This window comes from Enterococcus sp. DIV1444a (assembly GCF_051712125.1).
Classification (GTDB): Bacteria; Bacillota; Bacilli; order Lactobacillales; family Enterococcaceae; genus Enterococcus; species Enterococcus faecalis.
Genome location: NZ_JBIOOG010000001.1, coordinates 1,859,548 through 1,875,205, shown reverse-complemented (window position 1 = coordinate 1,875,205; position 15,658 = coordinate 1,859,548). Strand labels below are relative to the sequence as shown.

The following is a 15,658-nucleotide window of genomic DNA, read 5'->3' as shown; positions in this document are numbered from 1 at the left end:
ATGAATGAAGACATTAAGGTGATCTTTGATAGTATCTATCGCGACAAAACAACAAATAATTTAACCATTACAGGTTGGGCGTTGGATACAATCACTAAAGAAAGCCCAACTTTCACAATTAATAATGAAAACCAAGTGTCCGCTTATAACATTCAGCGCGTTTTACGTGAAGATGTTAATCAAATTTATCAAACAGAGCCTGCGATTGAAGCTGGCTTTGTTGTTACACTTGAAGGAATTAAACAAAAAAAAGTACTCCCTTTTCATTTTCAATCATCAGCACATGTTGTAACGGTGGATTTTCCCTTGAATAAAAAATATCCAGTGATTCCAGGGACAGAAGATAAAGTGACTCGTCTTTGGATAAAAGCCAAAAAAGGATTTAAATATATGGCTAAAAATGGTATTTCTCATACCATTCAACGAGCGAAAATTGAGAAACTAAGAAATCAAGCTTCGTATCCTAACTGGTTAGCTAGAAATGAAGTACTAGACATAGAAGCGATGACGCAAGAAATCGCAACGTTTCATTACCAACCTAAAATTTCCATTGCGATGCCAGTGTATAATGTTGAAGAAAAATGGCTTCGGTTGTGCATTGATTCTATTTTGAATCAAGTCTATACTAACTGGGAATTATGTATGGCCGATGACGCCTCAACAGATCCTAATGTCAAAAAGATTTTAACAGAGTACCAACAATTGGATGAGCGAATTCGGGTCGTCTTTCGTGAACAAAATGGTCATATTTCCGAAGCAACCAACTCTGCTTTAGTGATTGCTACCGGAGAATTTGTCGCCTTACTAGACAACGATGATGAATTAGCGATCAATGCTTTTTATGAAGTGGTTAAAGTGCTGAATGAAAACCCAGAACTGGATTTAATTTATAGTGATGAAGATAAGATTGACATGGATGGAAATCGTTCTGATCCAGCCTTTAAACCAGATTGGTCACCTGATTTACTTTTAGGAACCAATTACATTTCGCATTTAGGCGTGTATCGTCGGAGTATTCTAGAAGAAATTGGCGGCTTTCGAAAAGGTTACGAAGGTTCTCAAGACTACGATTTAGTCTTAAGATTTACTGAAAAAACGACAAAAGAACGCATCAAACATATTCCAAAAGTTCTTTACTATTGGCGGATGCTGCCAACCTCAACAGCAGTAGATCAGGGCTCAAAAGGTTATGCTTTTGAAGCGGGGCTAAGAGCCGTGCAAGATGCGCTCGTTCGTCGAGGTATTAATGGTCATGCAACGCATGGGGCGGCGAATGGCTTATACGATGTTTATTATGACATTGAATCTGAAAAGTTAGTCTCAATTATTATTCCAACTAAAAATGGCTATAAAGACGTACAACGTTGTGTTTCATCGATTATTGAAAAAACAACTTACCAAAATTACGAGATTATTATGGCTGACAATGGAAGTACAGATCCAAAAATGCACGAATTGTATGCAGAATTTGAACAACAATTGCCTGGCCGCTTTTTCGTTGAAGCAATCGATATTCCATTCAATTTCTCAACTATTAACAATCGTGCAGCGAAAAAAGCGCACGGAGAGTATTTGTTATTTTTAAATAATGATACTGAAGTGATTACAGAGAATTGGTTAACTTTGATGGTTTCATTTGCTCAGCAAGAACGGATTGGCTGTGTAGGTGCGAAATTATTGTATCCAAATAATACGGTCCAACACGCAGGCGTTATTTTAGGACTAGGTGGCGTCGCTGGGCATGGTCATTATGGTTATCCCCATGGTGACTTAGGCTATTTTGGTCGGTTAGCTATTAATGTTAATTATTCAGCAGTAACTGCCGCATGCTTACTTATGAAAAAAGCAGATTTTGATGCAGTTGGTGGTTTTGAAGAAGCGTTTACCGTAGCTTTCAATGATGTTGATTTATGCCTGAAAGTCCAAGCTTTAGGACGTGACAATGTTTGGCTTCATGAAGCAGAGCTTTATCATTTTGAATCTCAAACTCGTGGATATGATGATAAAGGCAAAAAGAAAAAACGTTTTGAACAAGAAAAAGTGATGATGGAAGAAAAATGGGGACCTTTAATTGAAAATGATCCATTTTATAATCCTAATCTGACAAGGGATATTCCCAACTTTTCATTACGAATTGACTAGATGCAATTGCGGATGACGAAATGGAGCGAAAAGATGGAACAACAACTAACTACAAGAAAAGAAAAACAACCATTACGCAACCAAGCTGAGCAGAGCGCTCGCTTGGTTGATCATTTGTTACGCTGGCGCTATCTGCTAGCGGCAGTCATTTTTATTTTACTGGTCGCCTTGAAAGTCCATGGTAGTTCATTAAACATGTGGGATGCGTATGTTTCTGAATATGCAGATGGTCAAAAAAGTTCATTAATTGCTGGTGAACCAAGAGGTGTTCGCTCGGATGAATGGCTCGTTCAAACCCCATTTAGCCTCTCGCAAACACAAACAGGTTTGAAAACACATAATGATGTGATTACGTTAAATGGGCAAGACATGGTGGTAGGCTATAATTCGCCAGCGTGGAATTTGGCCACGTTAGCGAAACCTTTTACGTGGGGCTACGTGCTGCTAGGTAAAGAATATGGCTTATCTTGGTATTGGAATCTTAAATTAATTGGCTTAATTTTATTCTCTTTTGAAATTGGCTTGATCGTCACACGGCGGAATAAATATTTAGCTTTGTTAGCAAGTGTTTGGATTCCGTTTTCTTCGGCCCTTCAATGGTGGTTTGTCTCGCCAGTCGGAGATTTAGTATTTTTTGGCTTAGGTTTTTTAGTGGGAATTTATAATTATTTCTATTATCATAGTAGTGTTCGACGTCGCGTTATTTGTGCGATAACGGCTGTTATTATGGCCTCAGGATTTGTTTTAGTGATTTATCCTGCGCTACAAGTACCACTTGGTTATTTGATTTTATTATTTTTGATTTTATTCTTTTTAGAATTTCGTAAAAAAATTAAGTTGGATAAGTGGGATGGGGTCCTGATAGGTGGGGCACTCTTGATGACGGCGATTATTGTTGGCGGCTCGCTATATGGCTCGTTGGATTCCTTAAAAGCAGTAATGGATACCGCTTATCCAGGAAAACGGGTGAGTTTAGGTGGCGATATGCCCAAACGTGATATTTTGTTATTTTTAACAAACTGGAAAATGCCGTTTCAAGATGTTCCGTATTCCAATAATTCGGAAATCAGTAGTTTTTATCAATTATTTTTTGTTATTTTGCCGCTCTCACCATTTATTTTTTATAAAAAAATCAAAGAAAACATTTACGGTTTTGTCTTATTCGTGTATTGTTTATTTAACTTAGTTTGGATGAGCGTTCAATTTCCAACAATTTTTGCTAAGGTCACATTGTGGTCTTATGTGCCAGAACAACGGGCGATGTTATCCTTTGGGTTTGCCGCTGTGTTGTTGAGTTTATGGTTCATCGATTATTTATGGAATCGTCAAGCAAAAATTCCGATGATGGGCTGGTTAGGAGCGCTAGGATTAAATGTTGTTCTGTATTTCTTTGTTTTATATACGGGTAATTTACGGTTATATGTTACACGAATGGACATCATCGGTGTCTTGGTTGTCGCTACCGTTTTAATTGTTGCTTTATTTAAACGTTGGCGCACGTTATTTGTCCTTGTCTTATTAGGGATCATTATGGTTTCTGGTGCCTTTGTTAATCCAATTTCTCGAGGTGTTTCTGCTGTCTATGGAAAAAAATTAGCAGTAGAAGTGGAAGAAATTAACAAAAAAGACCCCAACCAATTGTGGGTGGGCGAACGCTTGATGTATGGTTATTTGCCAATGTTAGGCGTGCATACATTTAACGGTGTTGCTTTTACACCTGACTTAGAGGCTTGGAAACCATTAGATCCAAAAGGAAAAGACACATTTATTTATAATCGCTATGCGCATATCAATGTTGAAGTAGGAAATCAGACACCTGTTTTAGAGTTGATGCAAAAAGATGCGATTATTGCTCGTTTATCTCCAGAAAAATTAAAAGAATATGGGATTAAATATGCGGTCGTTTATAAACCATTAGAACCGTTAGACACACCAACGATTCATTTTGAAAAATTATATGGACCTGATCAGAATGGGGCATATATTTATCGAATAAACGACTAGTGATTCATTCATGGAATGAGGTTTGAATATGGGAAAAGTATTGAATAGAATCGGTCGACTTATTTTATTATTAACAATGATCGGCTCGTATACGATGTGGGTCGTAGGAATTGACGCGCCAGTCACAAAATATATGTATGCCAATAGTTCAATTTTATTATTAATAGCAGTAATACTTGTACTGCTATTAAATTGTACGAAATTAAAATTTATTGACTGGCTGACCGTAGCGCTGGCACTAGCCACCTGGCTCTTGTTTCACTTTACGGAATCAATCCGTCATAGCACAATGCAAACAGATACAATGATTCCTTTAATTATTTTGTTGGTTCTTTGTTTTAAAGTTTGTGTCTTTGATCGTTTGGATCAAACGCTTTTATTAATTGTCTCTTTAGTTGCTTTGAGTGCGACTTTGTATCGGATGTCCGTGGAGTTGCCTCAGTTGATTCCAGCAGACGAAATTTTTAAAGAATCAAATAAACTAGAAAGTATTTGGATTAATACCAATACGATTGGTGCAACGTTGATGTTTTCAACGATGATGGCCAGCAGTTTGATCAAAGCATATAGAAATAAAGTTTTTAACCTGCTACTTTTACCTGTATACATTGGTGGTGTTTTAGGTACATGGGTCAGTCAATCAAAAACCTCTTTTGCCATTTTAGTTGGTTTTATTCTGGTGGATAATCTTTTACCAAAACGTTTCTTGCAACGTTCGAAAGTTTGGCTGTTTGGTTTTGTCGGAGTAGCTGCATTGGGACCGTTGTTATTTTACTTATGTGCGGAAACAGATACTGTTGATTTATTTACAGGAAGAGAACGAATTTGGCATGAGTTTTTTGCTAAATGGTTATCTGATCCTCAACATATTAAAGTCGGTATGGAGCCTTTTGTGGCCTCATGGAAACCGCTGGGGACACATAATGCTTTTCTATTTACGTTAAGTAACTTTGGTGTCATTGGCTATCTGATTTTATTTGGTTTTTTAGGCAGTATGATTTTATTGATTGGTTTCCGCAAAAAAACATTGGATCGTTTGCAAGTTAGTTTACTTTTAGGCTTCCTTTTAATCTGGATTCATTCATTTATGGAAGATATTTTATTAGCGCCTCATTGGATGCCGATTGTTTATAGTTTCCTTGGGCTAGCCTTCTACTTCCGGCCAGAGAAAAAACGAGGAAGACATGAAAGACCAACGATACCTAAAAGAAGAAAACGAGTGAAACAAACAAGTCCTGTTAGCAATGAAGAGGCACCTGTTGACGAAGAGGGCTGGGACCATTCTGAAGAATTAAGTCGTGTCCAAAGACATCGCAGATAATTTTCATCCTATAGAACTTTCTTGTCCGCTGACATTATGGTAATATAGGGGTTGCATGTTATTACAAATAATGTAATTACTGGAAGTGAAGAGAGGAAGTTTTTAATGACATCAAAAAGTGAATGGAGTAATGCAAGACGAATTGTAATTATTTTAGCAGACGTTTTGCTCTATAATTTATCAATCATCTTAGGGTTTATGGTGAAATTTGGCCGAGAAATTCCTTCATTTAACTTTGTGGCTTATGAAAAATCTGCAATTTACATTTCAATCTTTTTTATCTTTTTGAATTTGTTGTTAGGTGCGTATATTTTTTATAATCGCAAAATTAGTGACATCATTTTTGTCACGGTGATTGGTCAAATTTTAATGACTTTAACGATTATGATTGTGACATTTGCCGGACGTTGGTTTACGTTCCCGCGTTCTGTTTTAGGATATTCCTTTATAATCGGAATTATTGTTCTAAGTCTTTGGAGAATTCTTGTTTATTATCTTTACTTAAAGGTCAGCAATGAGCGAAAAGTTGTTTTACTAGGTAAAGAAAATCAAGTCATGCGGTCAATTCAAAACTTTATGTCTGATAAAAATAACAAGCATAAAGTAACGAGCGTTGTTGTCAGCAATTACTATGAAAACTTAAAAAAAATTATCGATGAAATCGATATTGTTTATATTTCAAGTAATGTTGATGAGAACGAAAAAGTAAAATTGTATCAATTAATTGTCAAACACAAGAAAAAAATCTTTTTAGATACAAGTTTTGAAAATCTAATTATGTTAAAACCAAACATGATGAACTTTGAAGATGAAAGTATTATCGAAGTCTCAAATTTTGAAATTCAACCAGAAGAGAATTTTATTAAACGTTTATTCGATATTTTAGTCTCTGTTTGCCTATTTGTGATTACCTCCCCCTTAATGCTTATTGCAGCAATTTTAGTCAAAGCAACCTCACCGGGACCAGTGATTTACAAACAAACTCGGATTACATTAGATCAACGTGAGTTCTCGATTTTAAAATTTAGAACGATGTCGGCAACAGCGGAAGCAAAATCAGGCCCAGTCTTATCTACAAGTAACGACAGTCGCGTCACTACAGTTGGTAAATACTTGCGCGCTTTACGTATTGATGAATTGCCACAACTAATCAATGTTATTCGCGGGGATATGTCCATTGTCGGACCACGTCCTGAACGACCATTCTTTGTTAATCAATTTAATCAGGAAAACCCGAATTACTATTTACGTCACAATGTACGTGCGGGGATTACTGGCTATGCCCAAGTTTATGGGAAGTATGCTTCTGACTACAATAGTAAATTGAACTTTGATTTACTGTACATCAAGAATTATTCATTACTGTTGGATATGAAAATTTTGCTTCAAACCATCAAAATTCTCTTTGATAAAGTATCATCAAGAGGATTGGATGAGTCTGAAGAACGTGAAACGATTACTTGTTCTTATTTAAAAGAACGAAATATAAAGTTATTGAAATGAGGATTTTATTGTGGAGACTGTGCCTATAAGTATTCTAATGTCAATTTACAAAAATGAAAAACCAGAGTATTTAATTGACACAATGGAGAGTATTTTAAGACAAACTATTCAACCTGAAGAAATTTTTTTAGTAAAAGATGGCCCTTTAACGTTAGAACTAGATGAAGTTATTGATGAATATAAACGAAAATTAGGCAATCAACTAAGTCTTTACTCGTTATCAGAAAATAAAGGATTAGGTATAGCGTTGGCAGAGGGAGTTTTAAATTGCCGAAATGAGTTAATTGCAAGAATGGACACAGACGATATTATGGTAGAGGACAGATTGGAAGTTCAGTATAAATTATTTAAAGAAAACCCAAGTTTAGCGATTGTTGGTGGTAATATTATAGAATTTGAGGGGAATGTTACCAATATTTTGGGAAGACGTATAGTACCACAAAGTAACGAGGAAATTCGCCGCTTTTCGAAAAGAAGAAATCCCTTTAATCATATGACAGTTATGTATAAAAAAGAGGATATTATTCAGGTTGGTAACTATAAACCTTTGAAGGGGTTTGAAGATTATTATCTTTGGATAAGGCTGTTGAAACAAGATAAAAAAGCGGCAAATATAAATAAGATTTTGGTTTATGCTAGAGGCGGAAAAGATATGTATTCTAGGCGTGGCGGGATTAAATACCTAGTACCAGGATTAAAAGCGCGTAAAGTAATATATCGGGAAGGTTTAGGATCTTTTTCTGATTTTATATTTGTTTCTGCAGTACATTCAATTATTAGTTTACTTCCTAATGGTATACGTGGAGTGATTTATCAAAAAAGGTTGAGAAATAAATAATATTCAAGGAGAGAATAATGAAAAAAATTTTATTACTGTTGTTACTTCCTATTTGTTTTTGGAGCCAAACGGTTTTTGCTTCAGATAAGCTTCAGGATTCATTACCTATAGAAAATCATAAAATGGGAGATTTTATTTATTCAACGTCAAGTTTATCTAATCAAATTTTATTTAGAGCAATGAACCAATTATCGCCAGTTGATGTAAATGCTGGCGATAAAAACACTCCAGGTCAAGATTTTATTGATGTTTCATACTGGAATGGATACATATCTACTACTCAATACTCTATGATGAAAAACCAATATGGTATTAAAGGTGTTGTAGTGAAGTTAACAGAAGGCACGTACTATATAAATCCATACGCAGAAAGTCAAATTAGAAATGCCCAAAGTGCAGGCCTAGTAGTTTCTGTGTATCATTTTAGTAGATATACGACTTCTGAGGAAGCAATTCAAGAAGCAAATTATTTCGTAAATTATATGAAAAAATTGAAACTGAACTCAAGTACTATTACAGTTAACGATGCTGAAGCAACGGAATTATTGCAGGGGGATGTAACTGAAAATAGTAAATCTTTTATAAATCAAGTTAAAGCACATGGATACAATTATTCACTTTTATATACAGGGAAAAATTGGTTAAATAGTGGTTATATTGATCCTAACCAATTTGGATATAAAAATATTTGGGTTGCTCAGTATCCCTTCTATCCCGCTGCAGATTCAATTTGGAATCAAGAATATGGGGCTTGGCAATGGAGCTCGCAGTTTTATTTTCCAGGTATTGCTCATCCTTTTGATATTTCTATGAGCTTTACTGACTATTTTGTGAAATCGCTGAGCGGTTATGATATCATTACAGAAGAGAAATCATTAATTAAGGACGGAAATATTTTATCTACTCCTTTTGATGAATATGGTAATAGACCATGGGGGACAGAAGGTTATCAAAAATTAGGAGCTGTAACTCAGTTTTTAAACAAAGACATAAAAGTTAAAAAAGAAGTGGTAACGACATCTAACAATAAGTATTATCAGTTTGAAGCTGATGGAAATAATTATTGGACTGACTACAGAAATATCAAACTATTTGATCAAATCGTTTCAGAAAAGCAAATAGATGCAGATGGGACTATCCAATATTTCGAGTATTCAGAGTATGGAAGCGTCCCATGGGGAACACGAGGTTATAAGCGAGTAGGTCTCCTAAAAGAATATGAAGGTCAGACAGTGAAAGTAACCAAAGAAGTGACAACTTCAGGGAACAATACGTACTATGAATTTGAGCTGAATGGACAGAAGTATTATGGAGATGTCCGTAACTTTAAGTTGAAACAATACGATCAAGTCGTTTCAGAAAAGCCAATAGATGCAGATGGGACTATCCAATATTTCGAGTATTCAGAGTATGGAAGCGTCCCATGGGGAACACGAGGTTATAAGCGAGTGGGTCTCCTAAAAGAATATGAAGGTCAGGCAGTGAAAATAACCAAAGAAGTGACAACTTCAGGGAACAATACGTACTATGAATTTGAGCTGAATGGACAGAAGTATTATGGAGATGTCCGTAACTTTAAGTTGAAACAATACGATCAAATCGTTTCAGAAAAGCCAATAGACGTAGATGGGACTATCCAATATTTTGAGTATTCAGAGTATGGAAGCGTCCCATGGGGAACACGAGGTTATAAGCGAGTGGGCCTCCTAAAAGAATATGAAGGTCAGACAGTGAAAATAACCAAAGAAGTGACAACTTCAGGGAACAATACGTACTATGAATTTGAGCTGAATGGACAGAAGTATTATGGAGATGTCCGTAACTTTAAGTTGAAACAATACGATCAAATCGTTTCAGAAAAGCCAATAGACGTAGATGGGACTATCCAATATTTTGAGTATTCAGAGTATGGAAGCGTCCCATGGGGAACACGAGGTTATAAGCGAGTGGGTCTCCTAAAAGAATATGAAGGTCAGGCAGTGAAAATAACCAAAGAAGTGACAACTTCAGGGAACAATACGTACTATGAATTTGAGCTGAATGGACAGAAGTATTATGGAGATGTCCGTAACTTTAAGTTGAAACAATACGATCAAATCGTTTCAGAAAAGCCAATAGACGTAGATGGGACTATCCAATATTTTGAGTATTCAGAGTATGGAAGCGTCCCATGGGGAACACGAGGTTATAAGCGAGTGGGCCTCCTAAAAGAATATGAAGGTCAGACAGTGAAAATAACCAAAGAAGTGACAACTTCAGGGAACAATACGTACTATGAATTTGAGCTGAATGGACAGACGTATTATGGAGATGTCCGTAACTTTAAGTTGAAACAATACGATCAAATCGTTTCAGAAAAGCCAATAGACGTAGATGGGACTATCCAATATTTTGAGTATTCAGAGTATGGAAGCGTCCCATGGGGAACACGAGGTTATAAGCGAGTGGGCCTCCTAAAAGAATATGAAGGTCAGACAGTGAAAATAACCAAAGAAGTGACAACTTCAGGGAACAATACGTACTATGAATTTGAGCTGAATGGACAGACGTATTATGGAGATGTCCGTAACTTTAAGTTGAAACAATACGATCAAATCGTTTCAGAAAAGCCAATAGACGTAGATGGGACTATCCAATATTTTGAGTATTCAGAGTATGGAAGCGTCCCATGGGGAACACGAGGTTATAAGCGAGTGGGCCTTTTAAAAGAATATGAAGGTCAGACAGTGAAAATAACCAAAGAAGTGACAACTTCAGGGAACAATACGTACTATGAATTTGAATTGAACGGTCAGAAGTATTATGGAGATGTTCGCAACTTTAAGTTGAAACAATAGTAAAAAAGGTGTACGTAAAAGTTTATGTACACCTTTTTAATTAAAATCGTTATTTTTTTGACTTTCTAGTATAGAAAAGTGTATTATAAAATGAATTAGTTTAAAAGAAATGAGTTAGGAGATAAGATGAAATTAGTCAGTGTAGTCATACCCGTATACAATGTAGAAAAATATGTAGAAAAATGTTTAGACTCAGTTATTAATCAAACCTATCAAGCTTTAGAAATTATTATTGTTAATGATGGATCTACTGATAATTCTTTAAGTATTTGTCAAAAAAAGAAACTATCAGATTCCAGAATAAAATTAATTAACAAGGAGAACGGAGGACTCTCTTCTGCTAGAAACGCTGGGATTGAATGTGCACAAGGTGAATTTATCTGTTTTGTCGATAGTGATGACTGGATTGAATTAGATTATATTGAAGTGTTATTGAACGGCATGGAAAACACGAATGTGGATATATCGGTTATTCAGATGATTAAAGTAAAGGATTTTAATAAAATTGAATTTCAAAGTGAAAGTCAAAGTGAGTGGGACATATTTGAACGAAAAACTGCAATGAAAGAACTATTTTCGAGCAACTTAATTGGTTATTCGGCAAACAATAAGTTATATAGAATTAGTTTGTTTAAAAGCATAAGATACCCAGAAGGAATGTTGATGGAAGATAAAGGAACTACGTATCGTTTAATTGATAGTTCAACCAAAGTCGCTGTTAATGGTTCTACTAAGTATCACTATTATTTACGAGATAATAGTATTTTAAGAACAAATTTTAATCAAAAAAATTTTGATTCTTTTATTATCCATGAAGAAATTTTAAATTTTATGGATGAACATTATCCTAGTATAAGTCCTAAAGTAAAGTCTAGATATGTCTATGAAGCAATTAGAATGATGATGAGAATGATTGAAAGTAATTATACCTCAAAATTAGATTATACTAAATGTATGGATATTGTAGAAAAATATCAAAGTGAAGTACTAAATGATAATAAGATATCTGTTAAGCTTAAATTAATCACAAAACTATTAGTTAAGTTTCCTAGTTTACCAAGTCGCATCTCTAAGAATAAATTAATCGCTAAAATATTTAAAAAAATGGAAGGAATTAACCGATGATAATAAAGATAAAAAAATTTCTTTCACGCTATATTTATCCTGTGTTTTTTTTAATGTTGCCTATTCAAAATAAAAAAATATTTTTTTCTAGTTTTGGTGGGAGAAACTATTCAGGTAATCCGCGAAGAATATCTGAAGAGCTTTATAAATTGAATCCTAAACTAAAGTATATATGGTGCATTAATAAAGATGTTTCTGTTCAAAACCTGCCACCATATATAAAACGTGTTGACAATAATTCGCTTTTGGCTACTTTTCATCTATATACAAGTAAAGTTTGGATTGATGACTCAAGAAAAACAATTTTTTTTAAAAAACGTAAAAATCAGATTTACTTTCAAACATGGCATGGAACTCCCTTGAAAAAAATAGAGTTTGATGCCGTGGATAAACTCCCAAATAGTTATTTAAACTATGCTCTAAAAGATTCAGAAAGCTTAGACTATCTACTTTCTGGTAATAAGTATAGTAGTGATATCTATGCTTCTGCTTTTAGAATAGATGAAAATAAAATTGCTAATGTTGGAACGCCGAGAAATGATCAATTATGCCTAAAAATTGATAAAGAAGTTTCGTTGTTTGAAAAAGAAACTATTAAGTTGCTATTTGCACCAACTTTTAGAAATAATAAAGCTGATAATGGTCAAAAGCAACTAGATATTTTAGGTATTCCGTACCTAGTTAAATATTTTGAATCACTCAATAAAAAAGTAGAAATTTATTTGAAATTTCATCCTAATGTAAATCAAAGCCTAATTAAGAAGGTAGAAATACGAGATTTGATAAAAAAATATTCAGTTCACTTAATCGATAATAATGTAAGTTCAGAAGATACGTTTCTTGATATGGATTTACTGATTACCGACTACTCGTCTATTTTCTTTGATTTTGCATTATTAAATAAGCCAATTATTCTTTTAAACTATGATGAAGATGAGTATAAGAAGGAAAGAGGATTTTATATTGATTTAGATTATTTACCTTTGCCGAAAGCAAAAAGTTACCAAGAAATTTTGGCTATTTTCGAACATGATAGAGAAACGTTGATAGAAGGTCCTAAAATGTTACTGAAAAAAATAGGTAATTTTGAAACTGGAAAAGCAACAAATTTTGTCACTGAAAAAATATTAGAAAATATTGAGAGATGATAGAAAAATATGAAAAAATTCATTAGTGATGTTTTGTTTAATGCAACTTACCAAGTATTATTAATTATACTGCCAATTATAACAATGCCTATACTTAGTCGGCGGCTGGGAACAGAAGGATTAGGGATATACAGTTATGTATTCTCTATCGCTCAGTTTTTAATGATCTTGATATCAGTTGGGATGAATCCCCTTAGAATTAGAAGAATAGCACAAAATAAATTTAATAAAGATGAATTAAATAAAGAATTTTGGAATCTTTTTATCATGCAAGCATTAATTGGATTAGTGATCACAACTATATATTTTTTCGCAATTTTTTTATTTAAAATTGAGTATAAAGAATTATATTATATACAATTAATTTTTTTAATAGGTACAACCTTTGATATTGCTTGGTTTTTTCAAGGTATTGAACAATTTGCTCAGGTAGTTATTAGAAATGTGATCATAAAATTGTTATCAGTATTGTTGATTATCTTGTTAGTGAAAAACGATAAAGATTTACCTTTGTATGTTTTAATTACATCTGCATCTACTGTAGTTGGAAGTTTAATTTTTTGGCTGAGTCTAAAAAATAAAATTTCTACACCTAACTTTTCTATGCCTATTTTTAAATCTTTATGGAAACCTAGTTTGATTATCCTTTTGCCACAAGTGTTTATGCAAGTTTATACAACTTTGGATAAAACGGTAGTGGGATCTTTAACTACCAATACAGAGCTTTCTTACTATGATCAGTCTCAAAAAATTGCAAGAATTCTACTAACATTACTCTCATCTTTAACTATTGTTATGTTACCTAAAATGACTGGAGCTATCAAAAATGGGGATAATGATAAGGTATATATGTATACTAAAAAGGCATTTAATTATACGTTGACTTTTTCATTAATTTTGTTTTCTATTATTTTTGCTAATACGAAAGAGTTTGTTGTATGGTTTTTTGGACCTAAATTTGTTCCTATGACCACAAATATGATGATTGTCTCATTTATTATTATATTAAATCCGATTGGAGGGATTTTCTCTAATCAGTTTGCTTTGGCTATGGAAAAAGACAAAGAATATGGAATCCCATTAATAATTGGTTCAATTGTTAGTTTACTTGGCAATTATATTCTTGTTCCAATTTATAATGCATTAGGTGCGACTATTGTACTAGTTTTTGTAGAACTCATCGTTTGCATATTAAGAATAGTATTGATTAAAGATTTTATTAATTTACAATTTTTAATTACCAAACAGATACTTATTGAATTGGGCTTAACAATAGCAATTACAATTACTGGGCTTCTATTACCTTCAATTTTTGCTAATTCTTTTTTTAACATTGCATATAAATCAATGGTCATGTTATTATTGTTTGGTATCATATTATTTACGACTAAAAGTGAAGTTGTGTTAGATGTAAAAAAAATACTAAAAGGAACTAAAAATTAATGAAAAAACATGTTTACTTAATCATGGCGCATGACAATTTCGATATGTTAAGCTTATTGTTAAAAGAGTTAGATGATATTAGAAATGATATTGTAATTCATATTGATAAAAAATCTAGTAATGTTAATATAGCTGATTTAAAAACACATTGTCAGTATTCGGAAGTTTCTTTTATTGAAAGTATTTCTGTAACATGGGGGGCTTATTCACAAATTGAATGTGAACTGGCATTACTTAAAGCTGCTGTGAAAAGAAATTATAATTATTATCATTTGATTTCTGGGCTTGATTTTCCTCTTAAAAGTCAAGATTATATTCATGAATTTTTTGATAAAAATGATGGAAAAGAATATATACAATTTCAGCAGCCAAAAATTAAACAAAGAAATTTAGAGCGTGTTATGTATTACTACCCATTTCAAGAAAAAGTTGGTAAGAAAAAAAATTTTTTATGGTTTTTAGGTAAACTGTATAAAATTATTCAAAAATTTTTAAATAGTAATAGAATAAAATCAGATAAATATACATTTCAAATGGGGGCAAATTGGTTTAGCATAACTAACGATTTGGCCAAATATGTGTTAGAGCAGGAAAAGTTTATTAATGATTATTTTAAAGATACGATTAACGGAGATGAATTATTTCTACAAACGATTGTTTATAACTCTAAATTTTTAGAAAAAGTAAATACACCTAATTTTGATAATTCTTGTCATTCAAATATGCGTTATGTAGTATGGGAAAATGATACACCAAAATATTTTTGTGACAGCGATTATGATATGCTGATTAACAGAGAAGAATTATTTGCTAGAAAATTTAATGTATCATATTCTGGTCAGTTAGTAAATAAATTAAAAAATGCGAAAGAGAGGAGATATAAATGAGAAAGATAATAACATATGGTACCTTCGATTTGTTACATTATGGACATATTAATCTTTTAAGAAGAGCGAAAGAAAGAGGAGACTATTTAATCGTTGGACTATCTACAGATGAATTCAATTGGGATGAAAAAGGAAAGAAAACCTATTTTTCTTTTGATAAGAGGAAAAAATTATTAGAAGCTATCAGATATGTAGATTTAGTTATTCCGGAAAATAGCTGGCAACAAAAGATTCAAGATATTAAAGAATTTCATGTCGCTGAATTTGTGATAGGTGATGATTGGTCAGGGAAATTTGACTTTATCGCTAATGAAACTAATGCGGAGGTTATTTATTTACCAAGAACACCTGAAATATCAACAACTCAGATAAAAAAAGATTTAGAAAATAAAACATTTTAAGTTTTTAGG

General features: G+C 33.2%; 11 protein-coding genes. All 11 read left to right on the top strand.

The genetic code is table 11. From position 1 onward, the window contains the following. The 11 genes from IGI87_RS09080 to tagD all read left to right on the top strand — a co-directional run bounded on the left by IGI87_RS09080 (position 1) and on the right by tagD (position 15,649). The gene (locus IGI87_RS09080) at positions 1 to 2,142 is read left to right on the top strand and encodes a glycosyltransferase family 2 protein (protein ID WP_438736751.1); all 2,142 of its coding nucleotides are present in this window, start codon (positions 1 to 3) and stop codon (positions 2,140 to 2,142) included. After that, entirely contained in the window at positions 2,143 to 4,146 is a 2,004-nt protein-coding gene (locus tag IGI87_RS09075; RefSeq protein ID WP_242365972.1) for a YfhO family protein, read from the top strand. It abuts the gene before it with no gap. A gap of 28 nt (positions 4,147 to 4,174) precedes the next feature. Further along, positions 4,175 to 5,467 carry an EpaQ family protein gene (locus IGI87_RS09070; protein WP_438736748.1) on the top strand — a complete coding sequence of 431 codons (1,293 nt, stop codon included), beginning with the start codon at positions 4,175 to 4,177 and terminating at the stop codon, positions 5,465 to 5,467. A 105-nt stretch (positions 5,468 to 5,572) separates the two neighbouring features. Then, entirely contained in the window at positions 5,573 to 6,970 is a 1,398-nt protein-coding gene (locus IGI87_RS09065; protein WP_033600742.1) for a sugar transferase, read from the top strand. A 10-nt stretch (positions 6,971 to 6,980) separates the two neighbouring features. Next, positions 6,981 to 7,808, top strand: coding sequence for a glycosyltransferase (locus IGI87_RS09060; protein WP_421503429.1), 828 nt, complete (start codon positions 6,981 to 6,983; stop codon positions 7,806 to 7,808). 17 nt (positions 7,809 to 7,825) lie between these two features. Then, a complete protein-coding gene (locus IGI87_RS09055) occupies positions 7,826 to 10,645 on the top strand; it encodes a GW dipeptide domain-containing protein (protein ID WP_438736746.1) in 2,820 nt (939 codons plus the stop codon). Positions 10,646 to 10,771: 126 nt separating this feature from the next. Continuing rightward, positions 10,772 to 11,770, top strand: a complete 999-nt coding sequence (locus tag IGI87_RS09050; RefSeq protein ID WP_438736744.1) for a glycosyltransferase family 2 protein — start codon at positions 10,772 to 10,774, stop codon at positions 11,768 to 11,770. Continuing rightward, positions 11,767 to 12,918, top strand: coding sequence for a CDP-glycerol glycerophosphotransferase family protein (locus tag IGI87_RS09045; protein ID WP_174098089.1), 1,152 nt, complete (start codon positions 11,767 to 11,769; stop codon positions 12,916 to 12,918). The genes IGI87_RS09050 and IGI87_RS09045 overlap by 4 nt, the downstream gene beginning before the upstream one ends. A 9-nt stretch (positions 12,919 to 12,927) precedes the next feature. Next, on the top strand, positions 12,928 to 14,361 hold the full coding sequence (locus tag IGI87_RS09040; protein ID WP_421503432.1) for an oligosaccharide flippase family protein: 1,434 nt from the start codon (positions 12,928 to 12,930) through the stop codon (positions 14,359 to 14,361). Further along, entirely contained in the window at positions 14,361 to 15,248 is an 888-nt protein-coding gene (locus IGI87_RS09035) for a beta-1,6-N-acetylglucosaminyltransferase (protein ID WP_002370370.1), read from the top strand. Before IGI87_RS09040 ends, IGI87_RS09035 begins: the two co-directional genes overlap by 1 nt. Continuing rightward, positions 15,245 to 15,649: a glycerol-3-phosphate cytidylyltransferase gene (tagD, locus tag IGI87_RS09030; protein ID WP_002364272.1), complete on the top strand. Its 405-nt coding sequence runs from the start codon at positions 15,245 to 15,247 to the stop codon at positions 15,647 to 15,649. The genes IGI87_RS09035 and tagD overlap by 4 nt, the downstream gene beginning before the upstream one ends. The last annotated feature ends 9 nt before the right edge of the window (positions 15,650 to 15,658 follow it).

What these genes read in the sequence shown, in the direction of transcription:
- IGI87_RS09045 (WP_174098089.1), top strand. Translation starts at nt 11,767, where the DNA reads ATGATAATAAAGATAAAAAAATTTCTTTCACGCTATATTTATCCTGTG.
- IGI87_RS09075 (WP_242365972.1), top strand. Translation starts at nt 2,143, where the DNA reads ATGCAATTGCGGATGACGAAATGGAGCGAAAAGATGGAACAACAACTA.
- tagD (WP_002364272.1), top strand. Translation starts at nt 15,245, where the DNA reads ATGAGAAAGATAATAACATATGGTACCTTCGATTTGTTACATTATGGA.
- IGI87_RS09055 (WP_438736746.1), top strand. Translation starts at nt 7,826, where the DNA reads ATGAAAAAAATTTTATTACTGTTGTTACTTCCTATTTGTTTTTGGAGC.
- IGI87_RS09065 (WP_033600742.1), top strand. Translation starts at nt 5,573, where the DNA reads ATGACATCAAAAAGTGAATGGAGTAATGCAAGACGAATTGTAATTATT.
- IGI87_RS09050 (WP_438736744.1), top strand. Translation starts at nt 10,772, where the DNA reads ATGAAATTAGTCAGTGTAGTCATACCCGTATACAATGTAGAAAAATAT.
- IGI87_RS09070 (WP_438736748.1), top strand. Translation starts at nt 4,175, where the DNA reads ATGGGAAAAGTATTGAATAGAATCGGTCGACTTATTTTATTATTAACA.
- IGI87_RS09035 (WP_002370370.1), top strand. Translation starts at nt 14,361, where the DNA reads ATGAAAAAACATGTTTACTTAATCATGGCGCATGACAATTTCGATATG.
- IGI87_RS09040 (WP_421503432.1), top strand. Translation starts at nt 12,928, where the DNA reads ATGAAAAAATTCATTAGTGATGTTTTGTTTAATGCAACTTACCAAGTA.
- IGI87_RS09080 (WP_438736751.1), top strand. Translation starts at nt 1, where the DNA reads ATGAATGAAGACATTAAGGTGATCTTTGATAGTATCTATCGCGACAAA.